Raw genomic sequence first — 26,184 nt, 5'->3', positions numbered from 1 at the left:
CGTTCATGCCCGTCCGCGCCGCAGGCGTTGCTGCAGAAAGTCGACCGCCTCGGCCAGTTGCGGCTCGCCGATCTCGATGTGCAGGCCCGGATGCAGCGTGAGCCGCTTGTCGGCCGAGCCGAGCGCCGCGAAGACCTTCTGCGCACCCGCGATCGTGATGATCTCGTCCCCTGGCTTGGCCTGGAACAGCACGGGAACACGCACGGCCGCGGCCTGCTGAAGGATCTCGTCACCGCGCGGGCGGCAGTCGCCCCAGAGGCCCAGCACGGCGCAGCGCACGCGGGGCGTTCGGCCGACCACGGGCAGGCCATAGGCCGTGCCCATCGAGAGGCCGTACCAGCCGATCACCTCGGCGTCGACGACGGGCATCGCGCACAGGTCGTCGAGCGCGTCGGTCCAGTCGGCCACCATCGGCTCGACACTGCCACCATCTGCCCACAGCGTGCGAAAGCGGTCGCGCACGGCCTCGGCGCCTTCGCCTGCTGCGGCCCGCTCGCCATGCACCGGCCCGTCGATCGCGGCGACCACGAAGTCGGCCTCGCGCACCAGCGCATGCGCCACGCGCTCGACGGCCGCCGCAGTCTTGTGGCCGCTGCCGCCATGGCCGATCAACACGAGCGGCCGCGGCGTGTCGAGGCCGGCGCGGTGCCAGATCGCGAGCGGCACGCGGCGGCGCGTGGTGTGCAGCACCTGCAGCGTGATGCCTTCTTCGGAGCCGCTCACATGAACTCGCAGTTGGGCGCGTTGCCGGGCTGCACCGCGAGCAGCAGGCCCATGGTGCTGCCCTCGCCGGGCTCGAGGTTGATGAAGCGGCGCGGGGTGTAGGCCGGCATCGAGCAGACGTCCAGCGGATCGAGGTCGACCGAATGCTCCTCGTCCACGCCCCAGATCACGCGCCAGCGTCCCTTGATGGCGACGAAGGTTTCGTTGGTGTCGTGGTTGTGCAGCATCGGGCCGTTGCCGGGCTCGGCTTCGACGTACGACATCTGGAAGCCCTCGTCGATCGGGATCGCCGACATCGGGTCCTTGCCGCCCTCGACCACCAGGCCGCGGCCGATGACCAGGTAGTTGCGGCGCACGTGGCCCGGCAGCTGGCTGTCGGGGTAGCGGTCGGGCGGGAAGCGCAGCTCCTTGAAACGCGCCACGCGCGATTGCATCTGCTGCGGGGTCAACGCCTGGATGGGCATCTCGTAGGTCTTGTCGGCGACGGTCATGGGATGGGCCTTCTTTTGACGGGGTTGGAAAAATACTGGACCGGCGACGCGCTCATTCGCCGATCTTCACGCCGGTCTCGCGCACGAGCTTGTCCCAGCGCGTGATCTCGTTGCCGATGAAGGCGGCGAACTCGTCGGCGTTGTAGAGCTTCACCTCCGAGCCGGTCTTGGCCAGTGCCTCGCGCACGTCGGGCGTGGCGTTGGCGTTGCGGATGGCGCGGTTGATCCTGTCGACGATGGGCCGCGGCGTACCCGCAGGCGCGAAGATGCCGCCCCAGACGACCAGGTCCAGGTCGGCATAGCCGAGCTCGCCCAGCGTGGGCGTGGCGGGCATGAAGGTGTTGCGCTGCGCGCCGCCCAACCCCAGCGCCTTGGCGCGGCCGACCGAGGTCTGGGCCATGGCTTCGGCCGGGTAGCCCACCATGCCGTCGAGCTGGCCGCCGACCACGTCGGTCATCGCGAAGGCGGTGCCCTTGTAGGGCACGACATTGAGCTTCACGCCCGCGGCCTTCTGGAACGAAGCGATGAACACCTGCTGGAATGCGTTGACCGTCGCCCAGTTCACCTCGCCCGGCCGCGCCTTGGCGCGTGCGACGAGTTCGGGCACGGTCTCGAGCTTCGACGCGTTGCTCGCCACCAGCACCGGGTTGCTGGTGAACAGCAGGCCGATGGGGATGAAGTCCTTCGCCGGGTCGAAGCCGACGCGCATGCCGGCCGGCTTGTTGATCGCCATCTCGCTGGTGGTGGCGGCCAGCAGCGTGTAGCCGTCGGCCGGCGCCTTGGCCGCGACCTCGCCGCCGATGCTGCCGCCGGCGCCTGGCCGGTTCTCGACGTAGAAGGTCTGGCCCAGCTCGGCACTGAGCTTGGCGGCCACGCGCCGCGCCGCCACGTCGGTGGCGCTGCCGGCCGGAAAGCCGAACACGATGCGCACGGGCTTCGAGGGGTAGCTGTCGGGCTGCTGCGAGTGCGCCGCGTGGCCGGCGGTCAGCAAAGTGCCGGCCAGTAGTGCGTGCATGGCGAATGTCTTCATCGTGTCGTCTCCTGTGGCCTGTGGTCTTGCGGCGATTGTGTGGAGCGGCGTCGTCGCACGCCATGTCCGGCCCGGCATGCAGACATGCCGTGGCACACATGAAGGGCTGCGCGGTCATGCGGCGCTGCGGATAATCCAGGCGATGCAAGCCCGCCATCTCGACGTCTACCTGCTGCGTTGCCTCGTCGCCCTGGTGGCCGAGGGCCACGTGACGCGCGCTGCCGAGCGCATGGGCATGACGCAGCCGGCGATGAGCGCCACCCTGGCGCGGCTTCGTGTGCAGTTCGCCGATCCGCTGCTGGTGCGAACCGACAAAGGCATGGTCGCCACGCCACGCGCGCGGCAACTGGCCGACCGCTTCCAACAGGCGCTCGACCTGGTCGATCAGGCCGTGGCCGACCGTGCCGACTTCGAGCCCGCGACGGCGACCGAGCGCTTCCGCATCGCCGCGAGCGAAACCCTGGGCTACCTGCTGATGCCCTCGCTGATCGCGCACGTGCGCCGGCTCGCGCCGGCCGTGCAGCTGACCCTGCAGCCGCCCGACCTGGCGCGCGTGCGGCACGACCTGGAGGAGGGCGGCATCGACCTCGTGGTCGCCTTCATCCGCGATGCGCCGCCGGGCCTGCGCTTCACGCCGCTGCTGCGCCAGCCCATGCGGGTCATCGCCGCGGCCGGGCATCCCGAGGTGCAGGGGCGGCTGACCCGGGCGCAGTACGCGAGGTACCCGCATGTGTTCTACGCCCTGGGCCGCACGGGGGCATCGACGCTTGAATCCGTGGTCGACGAAGCCCTGGAGCATGCGGGCATGGCACGCACCATCGGTGCGCGGGTGTCGTCCACCCTGGTGTCGCCGGGCCTGGTGGCGCAGTCGGACATGCTGGCCACGCTGCCCGAGCGCATCGCCCAGCACTTTGCCGTGGTGTGGCAGCTGCAGGTGCTCGAACCGCCGCTCGCGCTCGAGGACGTGAGCACGTCGATGTTCTGGCACGAGCGCATGCACCACAACCCGGCCCATCGCTGGCTGCGGCAGCAGTTCGAGCTGATCGCCCGGACCATGGGCATGGTCTGAGGCGCCACGGCAGAGTGCCGCGCGGGCTCGAACACCTTGTTACCCCGACGAGGGGTTCTACGACCTGTGGCCCTGGGAATCTGGGCTACGCTTCCTTTGTAAGACTAAGCCTACAAAGAGGAGCGATTTTTGCCACGATTGATCATGATGATCAGCGCGAGCCAGACCAAGCAGATAGCGCTGGGGAAGGAAACCAGGATCGGCCGGGCCACCACGAACGATCTCGTCATCGACGTGGACCAGGTGAGCCGGGTGCATGCCCTGATCTCCGTGGGTGAGGCCTTCGTCACCATCAAGGACATGGGAAGCCGCAACGGCACCTACGTCAACGACGAGCGCATCGAGACCCAGGTGCTCGCCAACGGCGACAGCATCCGCGTCGGCGCCTGCGAACTGCGCTTTCTGGCAGGGGACCAGGAGTACACCCAGGTCGAAGCCCTGCGGCTCATGACAGTGCCCGGCCTACTGCTCGACCTCGACAAGCTGCGGCCGCCGGCGTCGGTGCGCGGCAGCGTCACCCGCTAGCGGCTCGAGCGCTCAGACCACCATCGGCGTCGCCGCCCCGTCCATCGACACGATCGCGCCCGAGATGTAGCCCGCGCGCGGCGAGCACAGGAACAGCACCGCATCGGCGATGTCCTCCGGCGTGGCGATGCGGCCGAGCGGCATGCGTGCTTCGGCGTCGCGCCGCACCTCCTCCACGCTGCGCTGCTTGAGCCGCGCATCGGCGGCCAGCCCCTCGGCCATGCGGTCGGTGAGCGTCATGGCCGGGTTGACCGCGTTCACGCGCACACCGCGCGGCCCGTAGGCGGTCGCCAGCCCTGCGGTGGCCAGCATCAGCGCGGCATTGGCGGCCCCACCGGCCAGGTGGGTGGGCGAAGCGACCTTGCCGCCCATGCCGATGATGTTGACGATGGCGCCGGCGCCGCGCGCGCCCATGCGCTTGATGGCCGGGTCCATCACGTGGATGTAGGTGAAGAACTTGGCCTGCATCGCGCTTTGCCAGGCGGGGGGCTGCAGTTCGTCGAAGGGCGTGCGGCGGGCCGCGCCGGCCGAGTTGACCAATATGTCGACGGGCCCCAGTCCCGCCTCGGCCGCGTCCAGCATCGCGAGTGCGGCCTGGGCATCCGCCAGGTCGGCCGCGTAGCCGCGCACCGCGGCGTGGCCCTCCGAGCGCAGTTGCGCGAGCGCCGCATCCAGGTGGCCCTGGCTGCGCCCCGCGAGGCTGACCTGCGCGCCTTCGCGCAAAAAGCCGCGCGCACAGGCCAGCCCGATGCCTCGGCTGCCGCCGGTCACGAGCACGTGCTTGCCGCTGAGTTCGAGATCCATGAGTCACTCCACCGTGGTATTGCGATGACGTCGATGGTAGAGGGGGCTTGCCGAGCCTGCCCGGCCTGTGCTTTCATGCATGCACGTGCCCTACCCGGAGAGATGAATGAAGACAGTGGCTGAAATCCTCAAGGAAAAAGGCGGCACCGGCGTCGTGCACAGCATCGGGCCGGACGCCTCGGTGTTCGAGGCCGTCGCGCTGATGGCGCAAAAGAACATCGGCGCCCTGCTGGTGATGGAAGGCGACCGCATGGTCGGCGTGCTCAGCGAGCGCGACTATGCGCGCAAGGTCGTGCTGATGGCGCGCTCGTCCAAGGACACCAAGCTGCGCGAGATCATGACCAGCTCGGTGATCTGTGTGCGCCCGTCCCAGACCAGCGAGGAGTGCATGGCCGTGATGACCGAGAGCCGCGTGCGCCACCTGCCGGTGCTCGACGACGATGGCAAGCTGATCGGGCTCATCTCCATCGGCGACCTGGTCAAGGGCATCATCTCGGAGCAGAAGTTCATCATCGAGCAGCTGCACCAGTACATCGCCGGCTGATACGCCGCCACTCGCTGCGATCGACGGGCATTCGATGCCCGGTGCTCCCTCACGTGCGCCCCGATCCGACCCGGTGGTTCCCGATGCCGGGCGCCGCGGCGCATCGTCATCCGCAAGTCATCCTTTCGCCCTCGTTGCGATGTAGATTACGAGCCCGAACCGGAGACGAGCATGCTGATGACAACGCAGACGACGGAAACGGAACGCCGGGCAGAACGCCTGGACGAAGTGGAGCGGCTGGTACGCACGAAGCTGCCGGCCGAAACGGCAGGCGAAGTGGCCGGCTTCGTGCAGCGCTACTACGGCCAGGTCGACCCCGAGGATCTGGCCGACCGGGAAGCCGCCGACCTCTACGGCGCAGCGCTCTCGCACTGGGGCTTCGCGCGCAAGCGTGAGCCGGGCCGTCCCAAGGTGCGCGTCTTCAACCCGACCGTCGCGGAGCACGGCTGGCAGTCCACGCACACCATCATCGAGATGGTCAACGACGACATGCCTTTCCTCGTCGATTCGGTGACGATGGAAGTCAACCGGCATGGGCTCACGCTGCACCTGATCATCCATCCGCTGGTGGCGGTCGAGCGGGGCGCCGATGGCGTTCTGAAAGGCCTGGCCGCCGAGCACGGCAGCTCGCCCGACGCGCGCCGCGAATCCTTCATTCACGTCGAGGTCGACCGCGTGTCCGAGGCGGAGCGCATGGAGGCGCTGGCCGGCGACCTGGCCCGCGTGCTCGACGACGTGCGGCTGGCGGTGGGCGACTGGAAGGCGATGCAGGAGCGTGTGCTGTCGATCGTGCAGGGCCTGGACGAACGTGCGCCGCCGCTTCCGCCACAGGAGCTGGCCGAGGGCCAGGCCTTTCTGCGGTGGCTGGCCGATGGCCACTTCACCTTCCTCGGTTGCCGCAGCCACGAGCTGGCGCGCGTCGATGGCGAAGACGTGTTGAAGGTGGTTGCCGGCTCCGGGCTCGGCATCCTGCGCGAGGCCGGGTCCAAGTCGGACGGCGCCGCCGCTTTCGCCGCCCTGCCGCCGGAGGTGCGGGCCTACGCGCGCCGGCCCGAGCTGCTGGTGGTGACCAAGTCGACCTCGCGCTCCACCGTGCACCGCCCCGGCCACCTCGACTACGTGGCGGTCAAGCGCTTCGACAACCAAGGCGAGGTCTGCGGCGAAGACCGCTTCCTCGGGCTCTTCACCTCGAGTGCCTACAGCGCGAACCCGGCGGACATTCCGCTGCTTCGCCGCAAGATCGCGAGCGTGGTCGAGCGCGCCGGCCTGGCGGCCGGAAGCCACTCGGGCAAGGCGCTGATCAACATCCTCGAGACCTATCCGCGCGACGAGCTGTTCCAGACCGGCGACGACGACCTGCTGCAGACTGCCATGGGCATCCTGCACCTGGGCGAACGCCAGCGCTTCCGGCTGTTCGTGCGGCGCGATCCGTTCGAGCGTTTTCTGTCGTGCCTGATCTACGCGCCGCGCGAGAACTACACCACCGAGCTGCGCCAGAAATGGCAGGACATCCTGCTGCGCGCGTTCAACGGCACCAGCTCCGAATTCAACGTGCATCTGTCGGAGTCGGTGCTGGCGCGCATTCAGATCACGGTGCGCACGAAGCCCGGCAGCATTCCCGACTTCGACGTGCGGGAGCTCGAAGAGCGGCTGGTCGCCGCGGCCCGGCGCTGGGACGACGACCTGAAGACGGCGCTGATCGAAGCCGCCGGCGAGGCCCGCGGCAATGCCTTGCTGCGGCGCTTCGGCGGCGCCTTCCCGGCCGGCTACCGCGATGAATTCGCCGCGCGCGCCGCGGTGCACGACATCGAGCTGATCTCGGGGCTGGACGATGCGCAGCCGCTGGGCATGAACCTGTACCGGCCGCTCGAAGCGCCGCCCGACACGCTGCGCTTCAAGCTGCTGCGCCGCGGCGAGCCGCTCACGCTCTCGTCCAGCCTGCCGATGCTGGAGCACCTGGGCATGAAGGTGCTCGACGAGCATCCGCACCGCCTGTCGCCGCCTGGCGAGGCACCGGTCTGGATCCACGACTTCGGCCTGCAGAGCGCCACCGGTGACGCCGACATCGAGGTCGACGCCTTGCGCCCGGTGTTCGAAGAGGCCTTCGCCGCCGTGCTGGGCGGGGAGGTCGAGAACGACGACTTCAACCGGCTGGTGCTCGCGGCGCGCCTGCCGGCCCACGACATCGTGGTGCTGCGGGCCTACGCCAAGTACATGCGGCAGATCGGCTTCTCGCTGTCGCAATCGTTCATCGAGAGCACGCTGGCCACGCATGCCGGCATCGCGCGCGCGCTGGTGGAGCTCTTCAAGGTGCGCTTCGATCCGGAGGTGGCCGGCGACGCGGCCGAGCGCGAAGCGCAGAAGGTACGCGAGATCGAGACGGCGCTCGATGCGGTGTCGAACCTCTCCGAAGACCGCGTGCTGCGGCAGTACCTGGCGTTGATGCAGGCCACGCTGCGCACCAACTTCTGGCGCCGCGATGCCGATGGGCGGCGGCGCAGCTTCGTGTCCTTCAAGTTCGACGCGGCCAAGGTGCCGGACCTGCCGGCGCCCAAGCCGCTCTTCGAGATCTTCGTCTACTCGACGCGCTTCGAGGGCGTGCACCTGCGCGGTGGCCGGGTGGCGCGCGGCGGCCTGCGCTGGTCCGACCGGCCGGAAGATTTCCGCACCGAAGTGCTGGGCCTGGTGAAGGCCCAGATGGTCAAGAACATCGTGATCGTGCCGGTGGGTTCGAAAGGCGGCTTCGTGCTCAAGCGTGCGCCTTCGCCGAGCGACCGCGACGCCTACATGCGCGAGGGCGTGGCCTGCTACCAGGACTATCTGCGCGGCCTGCTCGACATCACCGACAACCTGGCCGGTACCAGGGTGGTGCCGCCGGCGCAGGTGCGCCGCCACGACCCGGACGACCCCTACCTGGTAGTGGCCGCCGACAAGGGCACCGCGACCTTCAGCGACTACGCCAACGGCATCAGCAAGGAATACGGCTTCTGGCTCGGCGACGCCTTCGCCTCGGGCGGTTCGGTGGGCTACGACCACAAGGCCATGGGCATCACCGCGCGCGGCGCGTGGGAATCGGTGAAGCGGCATTTCCGCGAGATGGGCATCGACACCCAGAGCACCGAGTTCACGGTGGCGGGCGTGGGCGACATGTCGGGTGACGTGTTCGGCAACGGCATGCTGCTGTCGAGGCACATCCTGCTGGTGGCGGCTTTCGACCATCGACACATCTTCCTCGACCCGACGCCGGATGCCGCGAAGAGCTTCGCCGAACGCGAGCGCATGTTCAAGCTGCCGCGCTCGTCGTGGGCCGACTACGATGCCTCGCTGATTTCCGAAGGCGGCGGGGTCCACGCGCGCAGCGCCAAGTCGATCGCGCTGACACCGCAGGTCAAGCAGGTGCTCGACATCCAAGCCGATTCGCTCACGCCCACCGAGCTGGTCAACGCGATCCTCAAGGCGCCGGTCGCTTTGATCTACAACGGTGGCATCGGCACCTACGTCAAGGCGACCAGCGAAACCCATGCCCAGGTGGGCGACCGCGCCAACGATGCGCTGCGCGTCAACGGCCGCGAGCTGCGTTGCAAAGTCTTTGCCGAAGGCGGCAACCTGGGCGCCACGCAGCTCGGGCGCATCGAGTTCGCGCGTGCGGGCGGGCGCATCAACACCGACGCGATCGACAACTCGGCGGGGGTCGATACGTCCGACCACGAGGTCAACATCAAGATCCTGCTGGGCCTGCCGATCACCGAGGGCGAGCTCACCGAGAAGCAGCGCAACGCGATCCTGCCCGAGATGACCGACGACGTCGCAGCGCTGGTGCTGCGCGACAACGTCTTCCAGACGCAGGTGTTGTCGGTCACGAGCCGCATGGCGCCGCAGCTGCTCGATGCGCAGACGCGCTTCATGCAGTTCCTCGAGAAGGCCGGGCGGCTCAACCGCGCGATCGAATACCTGCCGACCGACGAGGAGCTGGCCGAGCGCCGCGCCCAGGGCCAGGGCCTGTCGAGCCCCGAGCGCGCGGTGGTGCTGGCGTACAGCAAGATCTGGCTCTACGACGAGCTGCTGGAATCGCCGCTGCCCGACGACCCCTGGGTCGCGACCGCGCTGGAGCGCTACTTCCCGGCATTGATGCGCGAGAAGTTCGCGGGCTGGATGCCGCGCCATCCGCTCAAGCGCGAGATCATCGCGACGCACGTCACCAACAGCACCGTCAACCGCGTCGGCAGCACCTTCGTGCACCGGCTGGTCGAGACCACCGGCGCGCGTGCCTTCGAGGTGGTGCGTGCCTACCTGCTGTCGCGCGAGATCTTCGGCATGGTGCCGCTGTGGCTGGCCATCGAGGCGTTGGACAACCGCGTCGACGACGAGGTGCAGTCGCGCATGCTCATCGACACCAGTCGCCAGCTGGAGCGCGGCACCACGTGGTTCCTGCGCTCTCGGCGTCTGGCCGAGGACATGGCGTCGACCATCGAGCACTTCAAGTCGAACGTCGAAACCCTGTCGGCGCGGCTGCCGCAGCTGCTCGACGCCGACGAGCGTGCGCGCGTCGAAGCCGCGGTGGAGCAGTACACCGCGAAGGGCGTGCCGCGCGAGCTGGCCGAACGGGTGCTCAATTTCGGAACGCTCTACGCCACGCTCGACATCGCCGAGATCGCCGGCAGCGCGCGCTGGCCCGTGCAACTGGTCGCGGCGATCTACTTCGACCTGGCCAACAAGCTCGGCATGCCCTGGCTGCGCGACCGCATCTCGGCCCTGCCGGGCGACCAGCACTGGCAGGCGCTGGCGAAGGGCGCGATGCAGGACGACCTGTCGGGCTTGCAGCGCGCCATCACCGGCGCGGTGCTGGCGGGTGGCGCCGAGTCCGATCCCGCGGCCGAATCGGAATCGCCCGATGCGCTGGTCGATGCCTGGCAGGCCAGCAATGGCCGCACGCTCGAACGCGCCGCGCAGCTGATGGGCGAACTGCGCGCGGTGGCGGCGCCCGATGCGGCCATGCTCGCCGTGGCGTTGCGGGAACTGCGGGCGCTGGCGTAGCGGGGAAGGCCGCCTCCCTCAAAGGCAGGATGGCCGACGGGGCGGGCGACGCCTATGCTGCGCTCGCCCACGTTCGAGGATCACCAATGCGCATCGCCTTCAGCTCGTGCATGTCCGCGGTCAGCTTTCCGCAACAGCCCGCGTGGCAAGAGGTCGCCGCGCGCCAGCCCGACGTGCTGGTGCTGTTGGGCGATTCGGCCTACTACGACGTGGGGCAGGGTGCCAGCGTCGGCGCGATCAAGGAGATGACCGCGAACCAGTTCGCGCAGCATGCGCATGGGCGCATCGCGAGCCAGCTGGCGCAGCCGGACTTTCGCGCGCTGGTGCAGATGCCCGGGCTGGAGACCCACGCCATTTGGGATGACCACGATTTCTTGTGGAACGACGCCTGCGGCGCCGATGTCGCCAAGCAGCCGGCGTGGGCGCATCTGATTCCGCCCAGCCGGGCGGTGTTTGCCGCGTTCCGCAAGGCGCTCGCGGCGCGCCTGGCACCGGGCAGCTATCCGGCGGCGCCTTTCGCCTGGCCGAACAATGTGCCGGAGCCGGGCTACAGCACGGTGCAGCTTGCCCACAAGGTGCTGCTCCACCTGACCGATGGGCGCAGCTACAAGAGCCGTCGCGGCAGCGGACCGCTGCTCGGCCAGGCCCAGCTGGCTGCGATGGAGGCAGCCTGCGCGGCGGCCGACCCGGCCACCGTTCATTTGATCGCGACCGGCGTGGTGTTCGACGCGCGCAACGGCGAGACCTGGCTCGACCACAAGCACGAATACGACCGGCTGCTGGCACTTGCCGCTCAGCACCGCATCGTGATCCTGAGCGGTGACATCCACGACAACAACCTGGCCAGCTACGACCTGCCCGGCGGCCGCCGCCTCTTCGAGACGACCTCTTCCGGCGCGGCGGTGCGCACCGGCGTCACCATCGGCGCGCTGCAGCGCAACTGGGGCCTGCTCGACATCGACGACGGCACGGTGAAGATCGAGATCTTCAAGTCGGGTGTCTTGCAGTACCAAGGCAGCATCGATCGCGCCGCATGGCAGTAGCGTCCTTGCCGGCGCGGGCCAGGCCATGAACAATGCGCGGGCCTTCGTTTCCACATCCCCTACGTCGTTCATGATGCCGCCCACCCAAGTCGCCCTGGTCGAAGACGACTGCTCGATGCGGGAACGCATCTCGCGCGTGATCCGCGCCGATCCGTCGCTGGCGCTCGTGCACGGCGCGGGCAGCGCGCGCGACATCCTGGCCTGGCTGGCCGACAACCCGGTCGACGTGCTGCTGGTCGACCTGGGCCTGCCCGACCGTTCGGGGCTGGAGGTGATCCGCGAATGCCGGCGCACCCAGCCGGCCTGCGCGGTGATGGTGATCTCGATCTTCGGCGACGAGGCCAACATGGTGCAGGCCTTCGAGGCCGGCGCCAGCGGTTATCTGCTGAAGGACGGAACCGAGGCCGACCTCGCGACGCACATCCGCAACCTGCGCGCGGGCGGCTCGCCGATGTCGCCGGTGATCGCCCGGCAGCTGCTGCGGCGCTGGCAGTCGAACAAGCCACCGATGCCGACGCCTGCGCCGACGCTGGCGCCTGCGGGTGTCCCGAGCGCGAGCGCTGCGACCGAGCGCCTGTCGCCGCGCGAGTTCGAGGTGCTCGACCTGGTCTCGCGCGGCTTTCCCTACCTCGAGGTGGCGGGGCGGATGGGGGTGTCGATCACCACCGTCCAAACGCACATCCGCAACATCTACGGCAAGCTGGACGTCCACAACAAGTCGGAAGCCGTGTTCGAGGCCCGCAACCTGGGGTGGCTTCCCTGATCGTGGCGCGCTTCGCGCATTTGTGCCGCAGGCGGGGCCGGTGGGCCACGGCCGCCTTGGCCTTCGTGGCTTTCATGGCCTGCATGGTCCTGGCGATGCCGGCGCAGGCGCTGGCCCAGGGATCGGTGTCGAATTCGGCGATCGCCTCATTCCAGCCCGAGGGGCTGCCTGCCAGCGAGCGGCGCATCGAACTTCCGTTTCGATGGGACCACGAGTTTCCGGGCCGCGGCGGGACGGCGCGCTACCGGATCGAGCTGCCGCCCGGCGCCGGCGCGAATGGCGAGCCGCAGGCCCTGGTCCTCTCGGGTACCGGCAACCAGGCCCGGGTGTCGCTCAACGGCGTGGTCATCGCGCAGCTCGGCACGCTGGGCGACCCGGGCCACGACGCGGCCAAGGCGAGCCACCTGCTCCGCATTCCGGCCGTGCTGCTGCGCGCCTCGCAGCCCAACGAACTGCTCGTCGAGGCGAGCATGCAACGCCAGCGCGGTGGCGGCCTGGGCGTGGTGCGCTACGGCCCGGAGACGGCCATGGAGGCCGTCCAGGTCGCGCAGCGTCGCTGGCGGCACACGTCCTCGGTGGTCTATGCGGTGAGCCTGCTGCTGATGGGCGGCTTGGCGGCCGGCCTGTGGTGGCGGCAGCGCGACGTGCTCTACGGCTGCTTCAGCCTGGCCGCCTTGTCCGGCGTGATCCGCAATCTGGATCGCGCCTGGGTCGACGTGCCGGTGCCCTGGCCGCTGTGGGGCGCACTGGTGGCCATCGGATATGCCTGCCACATCGCGCTCATCGCGCGCTTCGTGCTGCTGGTGCTGGGACGCAACCCGCCCTGGCTGGTCAGGACGATCCAGGCCACTCTGGGTACGGCGGTGGTGCTGGCAGCGGCCTCGTTCGCGCTGTCGCGGCCCGTGCTCTGGACCATCGGCCTGACGCTGCTCGAACTGGCGGCGGCCGTCTGCCTGCCGGTGGTGGTGCGCGAGGCCTTCGGCAGCCGCCGGCGCATCGCATGGGTGCTGATGGGCGCCGGCAGCCTGGCCGTGATGGCGGGCGCGCACGATCTGCTGGCTGTGCGTGCCGGCCTGTTCGGCGGCGCCGAGTTCACGTTGACCTCGCACGCCATCTTCTTCTTCGTGTTGATCCTCGCCGGGCTGGTGGTCGAGCGATACAGCGGGCTGGTGGCGGACTACCGGGTGCTCAATGCCGAGCTGTCGCAGCGGGTGGCGGAGCGCGAACAGCAACTGCGTGCCGCGTTCGAGACACTGCGCACGCAGCAGGAGGAGCAGGTGGTGCTGCTCGAGCGGCAGCGCATCATGCGCGAGATCCACGACGGTGTCGGCTCGCAGCTCGTCGGGCTGCTGAACCTGGTGACGCAGCGCGATGCGCGCACCGACGTGCTCACCGAACACGTGCAGCAGGCGCTCGACGAGATGCGCATGGCGGTCGACTCCCTGCAGCCCATGCACGACGACCTGCCCACCATGCTCGCCACGCTGCGCTACCGCCTGCAGCCTCGGCTCGACGCGGCCGGGATTGCGCTGGACTGGGACGTGGTGGAGCTGCCGCCGATCGCGGCCTTCAACGCGCAAGCCTCGTTGCAGCTTCAGCGGATCTTGCTGGAGGCCTTCACCAACGTCCTCAAGCACGCCAGGGCCACGCGCATCGCGCTGCTTGCGAGCTGGCAGGACGGGCCGTCGCCGAAGGTGCGCATCGAACTCAGAGACAACGGCAGCGGCATGCGAAGCGGCGAGGCGCCGGCCGCCGCCGGTCGCGGCATCGCCAACATGCATGCGCGCGCCGACGCCATCGGTGCGGCCTTGCAGATCGGAGGCGGGCGGGAGGGGGGTACCGCGGTAGTCCTCGAATGGCCCGGCGCTCAGGGAAAAGCCTGATCCGGGAGCGCGGTGGCGGAGCGCCGGCATGCGCCAAAATGCCGACCAACAAGACGAACGAATCCAGTGGAGGACGGGGATGGCTTACGAGCTGCTGAGAAAAATTGCCGGCGCTTCGTTGCCGATGACGCTCGATTCACAGGCGGACATCGAGGACTTGCGCATCCTTCGCGATGCGGGATATGTGAAAGCGGAATTCGAGCCGCAGGGTGCGGCGCAGGCCGGCGCGGTGGTCATCGCGCTGACGCCGCTCGGCCGCACGGCCATGCGCTACTTCGGCGGCGCGTAGCTCGGCGGCGCCGCGCCGCAGTTAAGATCGCAGCCAGGCCGCGCATTCGCGGGCAGGGCCGTCGTGCCGCACCCGCTGCCGGATTTTTTTACAGCGTGCCTCAGAGCCGCGAGCAGGGGCCCCTCGAACAAGGGGCTTTTTTTATGGCCGCATTCATAGCCGACCTGGGAAAAGAGGGACCGCGCGCATGATGGGTAATTCGTCCTTCGCCGGGCTGGGCAATTCGTCCTTCGCCAGCCTGACGCCTGCGCCGGCCTCGGCCGACGAGGCTGAACCGTGGGTTCGCGGGGAACTGATCCGCAGCCTCATGCGGGCCTCGCGCGGCTCCTACCTGCTGGCCGCGGCGCTGATGCCGGCCATGGTGGGCCTGAGCTGGGGCCACGTGCCGCCCTGGCAGCTTTTCGCGTGGCTGGCCATCGGCATCGGCGCGACCGGCTGCCGCATCTGGGGCGAGCAGGTGTACGGCCGGCACTATGCCGACCGCGACTCGGCCGCGCAGCAGTACTTCATCGAGCGCTACCGATACCTCTGGAGCGCCAGTGCCTTCGCCTGGGGCTTGTCGATCCTGATCTTCTTCGAGCGCACGCCGCTCGTGAACCAGTTCATGAGCTGGCTCATCGTGGCCGGCGTCGCCACCTTTCCGCTCAACGGGCTGGCGCTGCATCCGCCGCTGCTCAAGCGCTACGTCAACACGCTGTTCGTGACCATGCTGGTGGCGATCGTGTTCCGCGTGATCGAACTCAACTTCGAGCGGCCGCATTTCCACTACGGCTTCCTGCTGCTGCCAGGGCTGCACTGGTGGCTGCTGCTGAGGGCCGGCCGGCGCATCCACGAAACCGCGCGCAACAGCTTCGAGCTGCTCTTTCACAACCACATTCTGATCAACTCGCTGACGCAGCAGCGCCAGGCGGCGGTGTCGGCGGTGGCGATGAAGAACCGCTTCCTGGCCAGCGCGGCCCACGACATGCGCCAGCCCGTGCTGGCGCTGTCGCTCTACGCCGACTGGCTGCGCAACGAACCTGAGCTGGTGGCCGAGATCGCGCCCAAGATCGTTCGAGCCACGCACGCGGTCAATGCGCTGTTCGACTCCTTGTTCGACCTGGCACGCATCGACTCGGGCCAGGTGCGCCTGCACATCGAGCGGGTGGACGTGGCCCAGCTGCTGCACGACCTCGAACTGCAGTACCGCCCCGTCGCCGAGGCCAAGGGCCTGAGCTTTCGCATGCACGTGAGCTCCGGCACGGTGCTGACCGACCCGATTCGCGTGCGCCGCATGATCGGCAACCTGCTGGCCAACGCCATCAAGTACACGGCCGAGGGCGGCGTGCTGCTCGCTTCGCGCCACACCCGCGACGGGCTGCGGGTGGAGGTGTGGGACACCGGCATCGGCATCGCGCGCGAGCATCTGCGCGACGTTTTCCTGGAGTTCTACAAGGTGGCTGACCATGCCGGCACCTCGGACGGCTTCGGCCTGGGCCTGGCGATCGTGGCGCGGCTGTCGCACGCGCTGGGGCATCCCGTCAGCGTGCGCTCCAGGCTTGGCCGCGGCAGCGTGTTCCGCGTCGCGCTGCATGACGCCGACGAGTCACAAGCTCAAACGCGAATCTCCGGCGCAGTCGGATAAAAAAAGACCGCCAGCGGCGGTCTTTTCGTTCGTGGACACCGCGGAACCGGCTTTGCCGGGCCGCTGGTGTCGCCCCCGGTGAGGGGGTTGGCGGACCACACGAAGTGGGGGAGCCTGGGGGAGAGCTAGTTACTGCTCGAGAGCAAACCGTTGGTCCGCGCGTGATGCAATGCCTGGGTCCGGCTCTTCACGCCAAGGCGGCGGAACAGGCGCCACAGGTGCACCTTCACCGTGTGCTCGCTGATGTCGAGTTCGGTGGCGATGTCCCGGTTGCTCATGCCCTGGTCGAGCATGGCGATCAGCTGGGTCTGGCGCTTCGACAACTTGCTGTTGGTGGCGGTGACCGGTTCTTCGACCTCGGTGTCGGCCATCAGCAGGCCGCGCAGCGCGGCGGTCAGCTCGGCGGAGCTGGCCGACTTCTCGATGTAGGTGTCGGCACCGGCCTCGATGCAGGCCTCTTCCATGTCACCCGCCGGCGAGGCCGAATACACGGCGACAGGCACGTCGGGATAGATTTTCTTGACCGCGAGCACGCCGGAGACGCCGGTCACGTCAGGCAGCTTCAGGTCGAGGCAGAACAGGTTGGGTTCGCCATGCTGCTTGACCGCGCTGGCCAGCTTGTCGAGCCGCTCCAGCTCGACGATGGTCTCGGCGGGCCGCAGGCGCCGCAAGACCATCACGATCGCGTCGCGCATCAAGGGGTGGTCGTCGATGACATAGATACTCATGGCTCATTTCTCACTGTGTGCGCTCCGGCCCCGCCGGTCGTTGTGTCGCGCGATATCGTCCCTTGGCTCTTATCGCCGGCGGCATCGGCCGCCAGCGCCTCCAGCGCGTCCTCGATTGCACGCGTGTTCGCATTGTCGACCGGTTCCAACTGCTCAGCGAGCAGTGCGAGAGCCGCGCCGCGCTGCGCTCGAAGCGTGCCGATGGCTCGGCCCGCGTCCTGCGGCGATGCGAAACTCAAGCTTTGTAACAGTTGTACACCGCTTTCGTCGAGCAGCTTGAAATAAAAAAGCCCATCCTTCTCACGGTATTGCTTGAACGAGGGCTTGGCGGCTCTCGCCGTCTTGGTTTTGGCGGCACCCTTGCCGGCGCTCGCAGCCAGGTTGCGCAGGCCCACGGCATGGCGCAGGTCGGCCATGAAGGGACGCGAGATGGCACGCGCCTTCTCGGCGCCGGCCAGGAGGATCTGCTCGATCTTGCCCGGGTCGCCGATGAGCGCGTCGTAGTGCTCGCGCAAGGGCGCCACCTCGCGGTCGATGCGCTCGAACAACAGTTGCTTGGCCTCGCCCCAGGCAATGCCGTCGGCGAAAGCGCGCCTGAGCGCCTCGGTTTCCTGCGCGTCGGCGAACGCCTGGTAGATCTGGAACAGCGCCGAGCCTTCGGTGTCCTTGGGCTCGCCGGGTGCGCGCGAGTCGGTCACGATGCCGGCGATGAGCTTCTGCAACTGGGCACGCGGGGTGAAGAGCGGGATCGTGTTGTCGTAGCTCTTGCTCATCTTGCGGCCGTCGAGGCCAGGCAGGGTGGCCACCGCATCGTCGATCTCGGCCTCGGGCAGCGTGAAATGCTCGCCGTACAGATGGTTGAAGCGCTGTGCCATGTCGCGCGCCATCTCGATGTGCTGCACCTGGTCGCGGCCCACGGGCACCTTGTGGGCGTTGAACATCAGGATGTCGGCACCCATCAGCACGGGGTACATGAAGAGGCCGGCGTTGACGTCGGCATCCGGGTCTTCGCCGCGCGCCACGTTCTTGTCCATCTGGGCCTTGTAGGCATGGGCCCGGTTGAGGATGCCCTTGCCCGTCACGCAGGTGAGGAACCAGGTCAGCTCGGGGATCTCGACGATGTCGGACTGGCGGTAGAAGGTCACGCGTTCCGGATCGAGCCCGCAGGCCAGCCAGGTGGCGGCGATCTCCAGCGTGGACCGCTGTATGCGCGCGGGCTCGTCGACCTTGATCAACGCATGGTAGTCCGCCAGGAAGTAGAAGCTCTGGACGTGGGCCTGGCGGCTGAAGCGTACCGAGTGGCGCACAGAGCCGACGTAGTTGCCCAGGTGCGGCGTGCCGCTGGTGGTGATGCCGGTGAGGAAGCGCACGGTGGAGGGGTTGGAAGTGCTTGCCATGGGGCTCAGCGCAGAGGCGAGATCAGAAAATTGATGGCGGTGTAGCCGGCGATCATCAGCGGGCGCAGCCACCAGGTGCCGACGATGCCGGCGATGACCAGGCCCATGACGATGAAGAATCCGTAGGGCTCGATGCGGGCGAGTAGATTTTGCGCGCCACCTCGCGGCAACAGGCCGGCCAGCACGCGGCCGCCATCGAGCGGGGGCAAGGGAAAGAGATTGAAGGCCCACATCACGAGGTTGACGAGCACCCCGGCTTTCGCCATCTCGAGAAAAAAGCGCTCGGTGACGCCGGCCGCGGGCAACGCAACGAATACGAGCGCCCAGAAGATCGCCTGGACGAAGTTCGACGCCGGGCCCGCAAGCGCCACCCAGATCATGTCGCGCTTGGGATGCCGCAGGCGCCCGAAGTTCACGGGCACTGGCTTCGCGTAGCCGAAAAGAAAATTGCCGGACGTGGCGATATAGAGAACGATCGGCATCACGATGGTGCCGAGCGGGTCGATGTGCTTGACCGGATTCAACGTCACGCGGCCCATCATCCAGGCCGTCTGGTCGCCCAGGTAACGGGCCACGTAGCCATGTGCTGCCTCATGCACGGTGATCGCGAAGATCACGGGCAGCGCATAGATGAGCACCGTTTCAATCAGGTTCGAAATATCCACCGGGCGATTGTCTCAGACGGCTCCGCGCGCGAAGCAGCGCAAAAGTTCACAACCCCAGCGGTGCGAGCGATCCGCGGCCCTGTCGAACCAGCACCGGCTCGCCGCCCGTGCCCATCGGCGTGAGGTCGACCACCGTGGTCGGTTCCGAGGGGCAGGCGCCGCAGGCGATCACGGCACCGATCTGCTTCTCGAAGCGGTCGCGGATGGCCTGGGCGTCATTGAGTGCGTCGGTCTCGCCGGGCGGAATCAGCGTGGTGGCCAGCAGCGGCTCGCCGTGCAGCATCAGCAGTTCGCCCAGCACCTTGTGGTCGGGCACGCGCAGGCCGATGGTCTTGCGTTGCGGATGGCTGACGCGCCGCGGCACTTCCTTGGTGGCTTCGAGCAGAAAGGTGTAGGGCCCCGGCGTGGCGGCTCTCAGCAGGCGGTATTGCTTGTTGTCCACACGCGCGTAGCTCGACAGTTCGCTCAGGTCGCGACACAGCAGCGTGAGGTGGTGCTTCTCGTCCACCTGCCGGATGCGCCGCAGTTGGTCGACCGCGTCCTTGTCGTCGAGGTGGCAGGCCAGCGCATAGCTCGAGTCGGTCGGCACGGCCACGATCTCGCCGCGCGCCAGCAGGGCGGCGGCCTGCTTCAGCAGGCGCTGTTGCGGGTTGTCGGGGTGGAGTTCGAAAAACTGGGCCATGGTGCTCGTTGCATTGTGCCGCGTAGCAAGGATCGGGCTCGCCCGCTACGACTCCGCAGGTTCGATCGGCACCCGCCGCTCGCGCACGGTAAGCCAGGCGCCGGCCGCGCCGCAGACGGCGATCAGCGCCATGCCGATCAGCGAGAGGCGGTCCGGCACCTGCGAGAACATGACCCAGCCGCCCAGCATGGCGAAGGCGATCTGCGCATAGAGGTACGGCGTGAGCGTGGAAGCAGGGGCGCGCTGGTAGGCCAGGATCAGGATGAAGTGCCCCACGGTACCCAGGAAGCCCATCAGGCACAGCAGCGCCCACCATTCCCAGCCCGGCAGCGAGGTCCACACGAAGGGCAGGGCCAGCGAGGCCATCAGCGTGCCGACCCAACCGGTATAGAAGTGCATCGTCAGCGGGTTCTCGGTGCGCACCAGCTTGCTCGTGAGCACCTGGAACCACGCGTTGGTGAGCACCAGACCGATCGGCAGCAGCACGGCCCAGCTCAGCGCCTCGCCGCCGGGCCGCAGGATGACCAGCGTGCCGACGAAGCCACCCGCCACCAAGGCCCAACGCAGTGGCGACACCTGCTCGTTGAGCGTGATGGCGGCCAGCAGCGTGATGACCAGCGGTGCGATCAGCACGATCGAGGTGAATTCAGCCACCGGCATGTACCGCAGGCTGAAGAAGGCCAGCGTGCTCGACGTCAGCAGCAGCGCGCCCCGCAGGAGCTGAAACTTTGGATGCCGCGTCCGCAGCAGCGCAGCGCCTTCGCGCGGCAGCAGCACGACGGTGGTCGCGATGGCCTGGAACGCATAGCGGAACCACACCCCCATCAAGATCGGCACGCCCGCGGTCGACAGCTTGGTCGCCGTGTCGAGCGTGGCGAAGCAGGCCGTGGCCAGCAGCACCAGGCCGATGCCGGCGAGAATGCGTTCCGACTCGATGTCGCGCGAACTCTTCCGGACGTCCAGGCCGCCGGTGGTCGTGGTCGGACCCGTCACTGGATGCGGTCTTGCAGCAGCTCCCACACGGGGGTGAGCTTCCCGGGCAGCAGGGGCAGCTGGCCCAGGTCGCAATGGCTCTCGTCGGGGCTGTGGAAGTCGCTGCCGCGCGAGGCGGCGAAGCCGAACTCGAGGGCCTTGTCGGCGTATTCGGTGTATTCGGCCGTCGTGTGGCTGCCCGTCACCACCTCGATGGCCCGCCCGCCGTGTTCCTTGAACTCCAGGAACAAGGCGTATTCCTCGTTGGCGGTGAACTTGTAGCGGCCCGGATGCGCAATGACGGCGAGGCCCTTGGCCTCGGTGATCCACCGCACGGCGTCCTTCAACGCGGCCCAGCGGTGCGGCACGAAGCCGGGCTTGCCTTCGGTCAGGAACTTGCGGAACACCTCGGAGGTGTCGCGGCAGTGCCCCTGCTCGACCAGGAAGCGGGCGAAATGGGTGCGCGAAATGAGCTCGGGATTGCCCACGTACTTGAGCGCGCCTTCGTAGGCGCCCTGGATGCCCACCTTGGCCAGGCCTTCCGACATCTCCTGCGCCCGCCGGCCGCGGCCACCGCGCGTGTCGTACAGGCCCTCGCTGATGGCCGCATCGTCCGGGTCGAAGCCCAGGCCGACGATGTGCACGGTCTCGTTGGCGAAGGTCACCGAGATCTCGGTGCCGGTGAGGTACTTCATGCCGTGGCTGCGTGCCGCGGCCGCGGCACGGTGCTGGCCGCCGATCTCGTCGTGGTCGGTCAGCGCCCACAGTTCGACGCCGTTGGCGGCTGCGCGGGCGGCCAGGGCCTCGGGCGTCAGGGTGCCGTCGGACACCACGGAGTGGCAATGCAGGTCGGCGTTCAGGATGGAAGACACGCCCCGAATCTTATTCTTTCTTGCATGGGCTTGCAGGGCGCATGGCGGCTGCCCCTCGCGCTATCGAATGCGTAGCAAACAAGGGGCGCCGGCGGGTGCTTTCACCGTTTGCGGCGAAACGCGACCCAGGCGGCGACCACGGTGAATGTGATCACGATCGCCAGCAGGATCCAGAACCCATGCTTGTTTTCGGCCAGCGGAATGCCGCCGACGTTCATGCCGAACAGGCCAGCCAGGATGTTGATCGGGCGTGCGAGTACTGTCACCACGGTCAGCACGAACAGGCTGCGGCTGGTGTCCTCGTTGACGTTGGCGGCGATTTCTTCCTGCAGCAGCTTGATGCGCTCCTGCAATGCGCCCATGTCGCGCAGCACCACCGAGAACTCCTCGGTCGCGCCGCGCAGCTTCTGCGCATCGTCCTCGGCCAGCCATTCCGGCGGCTTCTGCAAGAGGCGGAACAGCGCGCCCGGCTCCGGTGCCAGCAGGCGCTGCAGCCGCACGAGCAGCCGCCGCATCTCGCCCAGCCGCGCGCGCTTGTGGTCGAGTCGCCCGATCAGCAAGTCGTCCTCGATCGCGTCGACGCGGGCGGTCACGCCGCGCACCACGTTCACCAGCACATCGGCCTGCACGCGCAGCAGGTGCTCCAGCAACTCGGCGCTCGACAGCGGCACATCGCCCGCCTTCACGGCCGTGCGCAGCGCATCGACCGAACGCAGCGGCTTGGTGCGCGCCGTCACCACCAGGTGTTGGCCGACGTTGATCCACAGGGTCGAGATGTCCGACGGTTCGAAGCTGAAGTCGAAATGGACGTCGTTGATCACGGCGATCAGCGAATCGTCGGCCCGCTCGATGCGGGTGGAATGCATGCCGTCTTTGAGGGTCTCGAAGAAGGTGTCGGCCAGCCGAGCATGGCGATGAAGCCAGCGCTCCGCCTGCGCATGGCTCAGGTTGAAATGCAGCCACAGATAGGCGCCCTCGGGCACCGTTTGCTGCGCGAGCCAGTCGGCCACTTCGTTCGAGTCGATGGCACGCGCCGAATCGTCGGCTGTCGCGTCGAAGAGGTAGCCGCAGATCAGGCCGGCTTCGTCGCCGCCGTAGGGGGCGGACGCGATATCCCGGGGCGAGGGCAGGACGGGGCGGTTCAGGAGCGGAAACTCGGAAGAAAACTCAGAAGAAATGCGTGAACAGCCAATATAGGGAGCCCGACAGGATGATCGCGGCCGGAAGCGTCAGCACCCAGGCCAGCAACAAGTTGCGCAGCGTGGCCATCTGCAGCCCCGATCTGTTGGCTGCCATGGTGCCGGCCACGCCCGACGAAAGCACTTGGGTCGTCGAGACCGGCAACCCGTAGATGTCCGCCGCGCCGATCGTGACCATGGCCACCAATTCGGCCGAAGCGCCCTGCGCATAGGTCAGGTGCGTCTTGCCGATCTTCTCGCCCACCGTCACGACGATGCGCTTCCAGCCCACCATGGTGCCAAGGCCCAGCGCGATGGCCACCGCCACCTTCACCCACAGGGGAATGAACTTGGTCGCGTCGTCGATCTCCTTGCGGAAGGCGTCGACCTTGGCCTTGGCATCCTCGTCCAACCTTGCTGCGCCGCTCTTGTCGAGCAGCCTTATCGCTTCGGAGGCGAGGTACATGTCGTTGCGCACGTTGGCGACCTTCTCGGCCGGTACGGCGGCGAGCGAGCCGTGCTCGCGCACCTGCGCGCCGATGCTGCCGGTGATGGCCGCGACGGCCGGCACCACGGCTGGCCCGAATTCCTTGGTGCGGACATAGGTCGAGAGCGTGTCGCGCGCCTGCGCCGGTTGCGGCGCGGGCACGGCGCCCGACGCGCTGCGCACCAGCGCGTTCTGCGCCAGCTCGGCGACGGCGACGAACTGCACCGTCTGGTCGGCCGGCATCGCGCGGTTGAGCGCATAGGCCATCGGCACCGTGCCGACCAGGATCAGCATGATCAGGCCCATGCCCTTCTGGCCGTCGTTCGAACCGTGCGCAAAGGACACGCCGGTGCAGGTCAGGATCAGGATGCCGCGGATCCACCAGGGCGGCGGGGCGTTGCCCTTCGGCTCTTCGTAGAGCTCGCGGCTCTTCACCAGTGCGCGCAGGGCCAGCAGCAGCAGCGCCGCGCAGCAGAAGCCCACCAGCGGCGACAGCAGCAGCGAATAACCCACCTTGGTGGCCTGTGCCCAGTCCACGCCGCTGGTGCCGTCACGCCCGTGCATCAGCGCGTTGGCCACGCCCACGCCGATGATCGAACCGATCAGGGTGTGCGACGACGAGGCCGGCAAGCCCAGCCACCAGGTGCCGAGGTTCCAGACGATGGCCGCGATGAGCAGTGCGAACACCATCGCGAAGCCGGCGCCCGAGCCCACCTGCAGGATCAGTTCCACCGGCAGCAGCGAGATGATGCCGAAGGCCACGGCGCCGCTGGAGACCAGCACGCCGAGGAAGTTGAAGAAGCCCGACCACACGACCGCGAAATTGGGCGGCAGCGAATGGGTGTAGATCACGGTCGCGACGGCGTTCGCGGTGTCGTGGAAGCCGTTGACGAACTCGAAGCCCAGCGCGATCAGCAAGGCCACGCCGAGCAGGATGAAGGGTACGTAGGTGGTGATCGGAGTGCCCGTGGCGGTCACGTCCTGGGCCAGGCTCCAGGCCGTGTATAGCAGCCCTGCTGCCAGCAGCCCGACGAAGACCACCAGGGTGGCCGCTCCGGGCTTGCTGTCGAGCTGCGGGCGGCCCGCGGCCGAAGCGGCCGCAGACGAAGTTTCGGCGACGATCGAGCTCATGGTCTTGGAGATGTTGTGAAGCTTCGCGCCATGCTGTTCGCGCCGTATGTCAGTGTTGTGACGACGCGGGCAGGGCTTTCAGTCTGTCACCAATTCGTCATTTCGCAGGGGCAGGATGGGTCTTCCTCCTGTATTCCCCCGCCCTGCCATGACGCTGCCTTCCACCCTGAGCAACCAAGACGAGCTGGTGCAGCGCATCGCGCGCGACCTGATCGACAGCTACGACGAGGAACTTGAACTCGAGATCGAGGACCGCAACGTGGAAGAGCTCGAATCCGGCAACGCGACCGACAAGGACGCGCGCCGGGCCTACTTCAAGGAGCTGTTCCGCCTGCAGGGCGAACTGGTCAAGCTGCAGGACTGGGTGCAGCACTCGCGCCAGAAGGTCGTGATCCTGTTCGAAGGCCGCGATGCGGCGGGCAAGGGCGGCGTGATCAAGCGCATCACCCAGCGGCTCAACCCCCGCGTGGCCCGCGTGGCGGCGCTGCCCGCACCGAACGACCGCGAACGCACGCAGTGGTACTTTCAGCGCTACGTGTCGCATCTGCCGGCTGCGGGCGAGATGGTGCTGTTCGATCGCAGCTGGTACAACCGCGCCGGCGTCGAGCGCGTGATGGGCTTCTGCACCGACGACGAGTACGAAGAGTTCTTCCGCACGGTGCCCGACTTCGAGCGCATGCTGGTGCGCTCCGGCATCAAGCTGATCAAGTACTGGTTCTCCATCACCGACGAAGAGCAGCACATGCGCTTCCTCGGCCGCATCCACGACCCGCTCAAGCAGTGGAAGCTCAGCCCGATGGACCTGGAATCCCGCCGCCGTTGGGAGGAATACACCAAGGCCAAGGAAACCATGCTCGAGCGTACCCACATCGCCGAAGCCCCCTGGTGGGTGGTGCAGGCGGTCGACAAGAAGAAGGCGCGCCTGAACTGCATCAGCCACCTGCTGGGGCAGATGCCCTACCACGAGGTGCCGCATCCGCCGATCGAGCTGCCGGCTCGCGTGCGCCACGCCGACTACCTGCGCCAGCCGGTGCCGGCCGCGATGATCGTGCCCGAGGTGTACTGAGCCTTCGAGCCTTCTTCGGCCGGGTTGCCCGCGGCCCGGAAGCTGCTAAGGTGCGGCCAGTTCCCGCTCTCGCACCATGGCTCGTCGCCGCTCGTCCACGTCCGCCGCCTCCGCATTCGCCCGCGCCTACCAGCGCGGGGTAAGCGCGCTCACCAAGGCCACGCTGCGCAGCGGCAAGCGCATCGCCACCCAGGTGCAGCGCGCCGCAGCCGAACAGATCAAGCCCCCGCGTGGGCCGGGCGACTGGCTCTCCGGGCTCGCCATCGGCCCCGGCGGTGCGCGCCGCTATCACCTGTACCGGCCGCCGGGGGTTGTCGTGGGGGAGCGCCTGCCTTTGCTGGTCATGCTGCACGGCTGCGGCCAGACGGGGCGTGACTTCGCCGCGAGCACCCGCATGAACCTCATCGCGGCACGCGAACGCTTCTTCGTGCTGTACCCCGAGCAGGACCGGCTGGTCAATCCGCAGGGCTGCTGGAACTGGTACGACCGGCGCTCCGGCAAGGCCGACGCCGAGGCCGCGACGCTCATGGCGGCGGTCGACCAGGTCAAGGTGCTCTACCCGATCGACCGCGACCGTGTCGCCGTTGCCGGGCTCTCCGCCGGCGCCGGCATGGCGGCGCTCATGGCCACGCGCTACCCGGCGCGCTTCAAGGCCGCGGCCATGCACTCGGGCGTGGCGCCCGGCGCCGCCCGTTCGTCGGCTACCGCGCTGAGCGCCATGCGGGGCCGCCAGGTGCCGCCGATGCCCGTCACTGCGGTGGGCAAGGCGATGGGCGCTGCAGCCGTCTTCACCACCCTGCCGCCGCTGCTGGTGTTGCATGGCGATGTGGACATCGTCGTGTCGGCCAGCAATGCGATGAGCACGGCTACCGTGTGGGCTGCAGCCACCGGTGCCCGGCCCGGCATCGAACGCACCGTGCAGCGCGGCAAGCGGCATCCCATGCGGGTGACGGAATTCAAGCGCGAGGGCCGCACCTTCGTCACGCTGTGCGAAATCGCCGGCCTCGGCCATGCGTGGAGCGGCGGCGCGCCGCGGCTGCCCTTCAGCGATGCCGCCGGGCCCAATGCCTCGCGGCTGATCTGGGGCTTCGTGACCAAGCAGTTCAAGGCGATCGATTCATGAGCGGCATCGCCTACGACCCCAGCCGCACCGCGCTCTATTCGCCCGAGCGCCACGACACCCT

23 protein-coding genes are annotated in these 26,184 nt (G+C 68.2%); 11 read left to right on the top strand and 12 right to left on the bottom strand.

The genetic code is table 11. From position 1 onward, the window contains the following. Positions 1–3: 3 nt before the first annotated feature. The 3 genes from B0W80_RS11775 to B0W80_RS11765 are packed head-to-tail and all read right to left on the bottom strand — an operon-like array spanning position 4 to position 2,244. On the bottom strand, positions 4–723 hold the full coding sequence (locus B0W80_RS11775) for a S9 family peptidase (protein ID WP_076999324.1): 720 nt from the start codon (positions 721–723) through the stop codon (positions 4–6). After that, on the bottom strand, positions 720–1,214 hold the full coding sequence (locus B0W80_RS11770; protein ID WP_076999323.1) for a hypothetical protein: 495 nt from the start codon (positions 1,212–1,214) through the stop codon (positions 720–722). The genes B0W80_RS11775 and B0W80_RS11770 overlap by 4 nt, the downstream gene beginning before the upstream one ends. 52 nt (positions 1,215–1,266) lie before the next feature. Further along, the gene (locus tag B0W80_RS11765) at positions 1,267–2,244 is read right to left on the bottom strand and encodes a tripartite tricarboxylate transporter substrate binding protein (protein WP_076999322.1); all 978 of its coding nucleotides are present in this window, start codon (positions 2,242–2,244) and stop codon (positions 1,267–1,269) included. A 142-nt stretch (positions 2,245–2,386) separates the two neighbouring features. Here B0W80_RS11765 and B0W80_RS34865 point away from each other — a divergent pair, with 142 nt between their 5' ends. Both B0W80_RS34865 and B0W80_RS11755 read left to right on the top strand, forming a co-directional pair. Beyond that, positions 2,387–3,313, top strand: a complete 927-nt coding sequence (locus B0W80_RS34865; protein ID WP_179106891.1) for a LysR family transcriptional regulator — start codon at positions 2,387–2,389, stop codon at positions 3,311–3,313. A 144-nt stretch (positions 3,314–3,457) separates the two neighbouring features. Then, entirely contained in the window at positions 3,458–3,838 is a 381-nt protein-coding gene (locus tag B0W80_RS11755) for an FHA domain-containing protein (RefSeq protein ID WP_076999320.1), read from the top strand. Positions 3,839–3,850: 12 nt separating this feature from the next. Here B0W80_RS11755 and B0W80_RS11750 read toward each other — a convergent pair whose 3' ends face one another. After that, positions 3,851–4,642, bottom strand: a complete 792-nt coding sequence (locus B0W80_RS11750; protein ID WP_076999319.1) for an SDR family oxidoreductase — start codon at positions 4,640–4,642, stop codon at positions 3,851–3,853. Positions 4,643–4,748: 106 nt separating this feature from the next. Between B0W80_RS11750 and B0W80_RS11745 the strand changes: the two genes are divergently transcribed. The 7 genes from B0W80_RS11745 to B0W80_RS11715 all read left to right on the top strand — a co-directional run bounded on the left by B0W80_RS11745 (position 4,749) and on the right by B0W80_RS11715 (position 15,822). Continuing rightward, positions 4,749–5,186: a CBS domain-containing protein gene (locus B0W80_RS11745; protein WP_076999318.1), complete on the top strand. Its 438-nt coding sequence runs from the start codon at positions 4,749–4,751 to the stop codon at positions 5,184–5,186. A gap of 171 nt (positions 5,187–5,357) precedes the next feature. Beyond that, positions 5,358–10,220 (top strand): NAD-glutamate dehydrogenase, encoded by a 4,863-nt coding sequence (locus B0W80_RS11740; protein ID WP_256856549.1) that lies wholly within the window; start codon positions 5,358–5,360, stop codon positions 10,218–10,220. An 86-nt stretch (positions 10,221–10,306) separates the two neighbouring features. Beyond that, positions 10,307–11,263 carry an alkaline phosphatase D family protein gene (locus tag B0W80_RS11735; protein ID WP_076999317.1) on the top strand — a complete coding sequence of 319 codons (957 nt, stop codon included), beginning with the start codon at positions 10,307–10,309 and terminating at the stop codon, positions 11,261–11,263. A 70-nt stretch (positions 11,264–11,333) separates the two neighbouring features. After that, complete coding sequence (locus B0W80_RS11730; protein WP_076999316.1) at positions 11,334–12,026, top strand: response regulator transcription factor; 693 nt, start codon at positions 11,334–11,336, stop codon at positions 12,024–12,026. Then, positions 12,014–13,909, top strand: a complete 1,896-nt coding sequence (locus B0W80_RS11725; protein ID WP_076999315.1) for a sensor histidine kinase — start codon at positions 12,014–12,016, stop codon at positions 13,907–13,909. The genes B0W80_RS11730 and B0W80_RS11725 overlap by 13 nt, the downstream gene beginning before the upstream one ends. 79 nt (positions 13,910–13,988) lie before the next feature. Then, complete coding sequence (locus B0W80_RS11720) at positions 13,989–14,198, top strand: hypothetical protein (RefSeq protein ID WP_076999314.1); 210 nt, start codon at positions 13,989–13,991, stop codon at positions 14,196–14,198. Positions 14,199–14,385: 187 nt separating this feature from the next. Next, on the top strand, positions 14,386–15,822 hold the full coding sequence (locus tag B0W80_RS11715) for a HAMP domain-containing sensor histidine kinase (protein WP_256856548.1): 1,437 nt from the start codon (positions 14,386–14,388) through the stop codon (positions 15,820–15,822). A gap of 125 nt (positions 15,823–15,947) precedes the next feature. Here B0W80_RS11715 and B0W80_RS11710 read toward each other — a convergent pair whose 3' ends face one another. The 8 genes from B0W80_RS11710 to B0W80_RS11675 form a co-directional block, all read right to left on the bottom strand. Further along, entirely contained in the window at positions 15,948–16,550 is a 603-nt protein-coding gene (locus tag B0W80_RS11710; protein WP_076999313.1) for a LuxR C-terminal-related transcriptional regulator, read from the bottom strand. Beyond that, a complete protein-coding gene (locus tag B0W80_RS11705; RefSeq protein ID WP_083745323.1) occupies positions 16,547–17,947 on the bottom strand; it encodes a tryptophan--tRNA ligase in 1,401 nt (466 codons plus the stop codon). Before B0W80_RS11705 ends, B0W80_RS11710 begins: the two co-directional genes overlap by 4 nt. Positions 17,948–17,952: 5 nt before the next feature. Next, positions 17,953–18,612, bottom strand: coding sequence for a site-2 protease family protein (locus tag B0W80_RS11700; RefSeq protein WP_076999312.1), 660 nt, complete (start codon positions 18,610–18,612; stop codon positions 17,953–17,955). A 46-nt stretch (positions 18,613–18,658) separates the two neighbouring features. Beyond that, positions 18,659–19,294: an L-threonylcarbamoyladenylate synthase gene (locus B0W80_RS11695; protein ID WP_076999311.1), complete on the bottom strand. Its 636-nt coding sequence runs from the start codon at positions 19,292–19,294 to the stop codon at positions 18,659–18,661. A gap of 45 nt (positions 19,295–19,339) precedes the next feature. Next, positions 19,340–20,257: a DMT family transporter gene (locus tag B0W80_RS11690; protein WP_256856552.1), complete on the bottom strand. Its 918-nt coding sequence runs from the start codon at positions 20,255–20,257 to the stop codon at positions 19,340–19,342. A gap of 26 nt (positions 20,258–20,283) precedes the next feature. Next, complete coding sequence (locus B0W80_RS11685) at positions 20,284–21,138, bottom strand: 3',5'-nucleoside bisphosphate phosphatase (RefSeq protein WP_076999309.1); 855 nt, start codon at positions 21,136–21,138, stop codon at positions 20,284–20,286. A 101-nt stretch (positions 21,139–21,239) separates the two neighbouring features. Beyond that, a complete protein-coding gene (locus B0W80_RS11680; RefSeq protein ID WP_373038561.1) occupies positions 21,240–22,283 on the bottom strand; it encodes a transporter in 1,044 nt (347 codons plus the stop codon). Between the two features lie 22 nt (positions 22,284–22,305). Continuing rightward, positions 22,306–23,934: an inorganic phosphate transporter gene (locus B0W80_RS11675; protein ID WP_076999307.1), complete on the bottom strand. Its 1,629-nt coding sequence runs from the start codon at positions 23,932–23,934 to the stop codon at positions 22,306–22,308. A 148-nt stretch (positions 23,935–24,082) separates the two neighbouring features. Between B0W80_RS11675 and ppk2 the strand changes: the two genes are divergently transcribed. Further along, on the top strand, positions 24,083–25,000 hold the full coding sequence (ppk2, locus tag B0W80_RS11670; RefSeq protein WP_076999306.1) for a polyphosphate kinase 2: 918 nt from the start codon (positions 24,083–24,085) through the stop codon (positions 24,998–25,000). A gap of 76 nt (positions 25,001–25,076) precedes the next feature. Continuing rightward, positions 25,077–26,123 carry a PHB depolymerase family esterase gene (locus B0W80_RS11665; RefSeq protein WP_076999305.1) on the top strand — a complete coding sequence of 349 codons (1,047 nt, stop codon included), beginning with the start codon at positions 25,077–25,079 and terminating at the stop codon, positions 26,121–26,123. The last annotated feature ends 61 nt before the right edge of the window (positions 26,124–26,184 follow it).

The organism is Variovorax sp. KK3 (genome assembly GCF_001984055.1).
In the GTDB taxonomy this organism is placed as follows: domain Bacteria; phylum Pseudomonadota; class Gammaproteobacteria; order Burkholderiales; family Burkholderiaceae_C; genus Variovorax.
The sequence above is the reverse complement of the archived record's forward strand: the minus strand, read 5'-3'. Positions and strand labels throughout refer to the sequence as shown.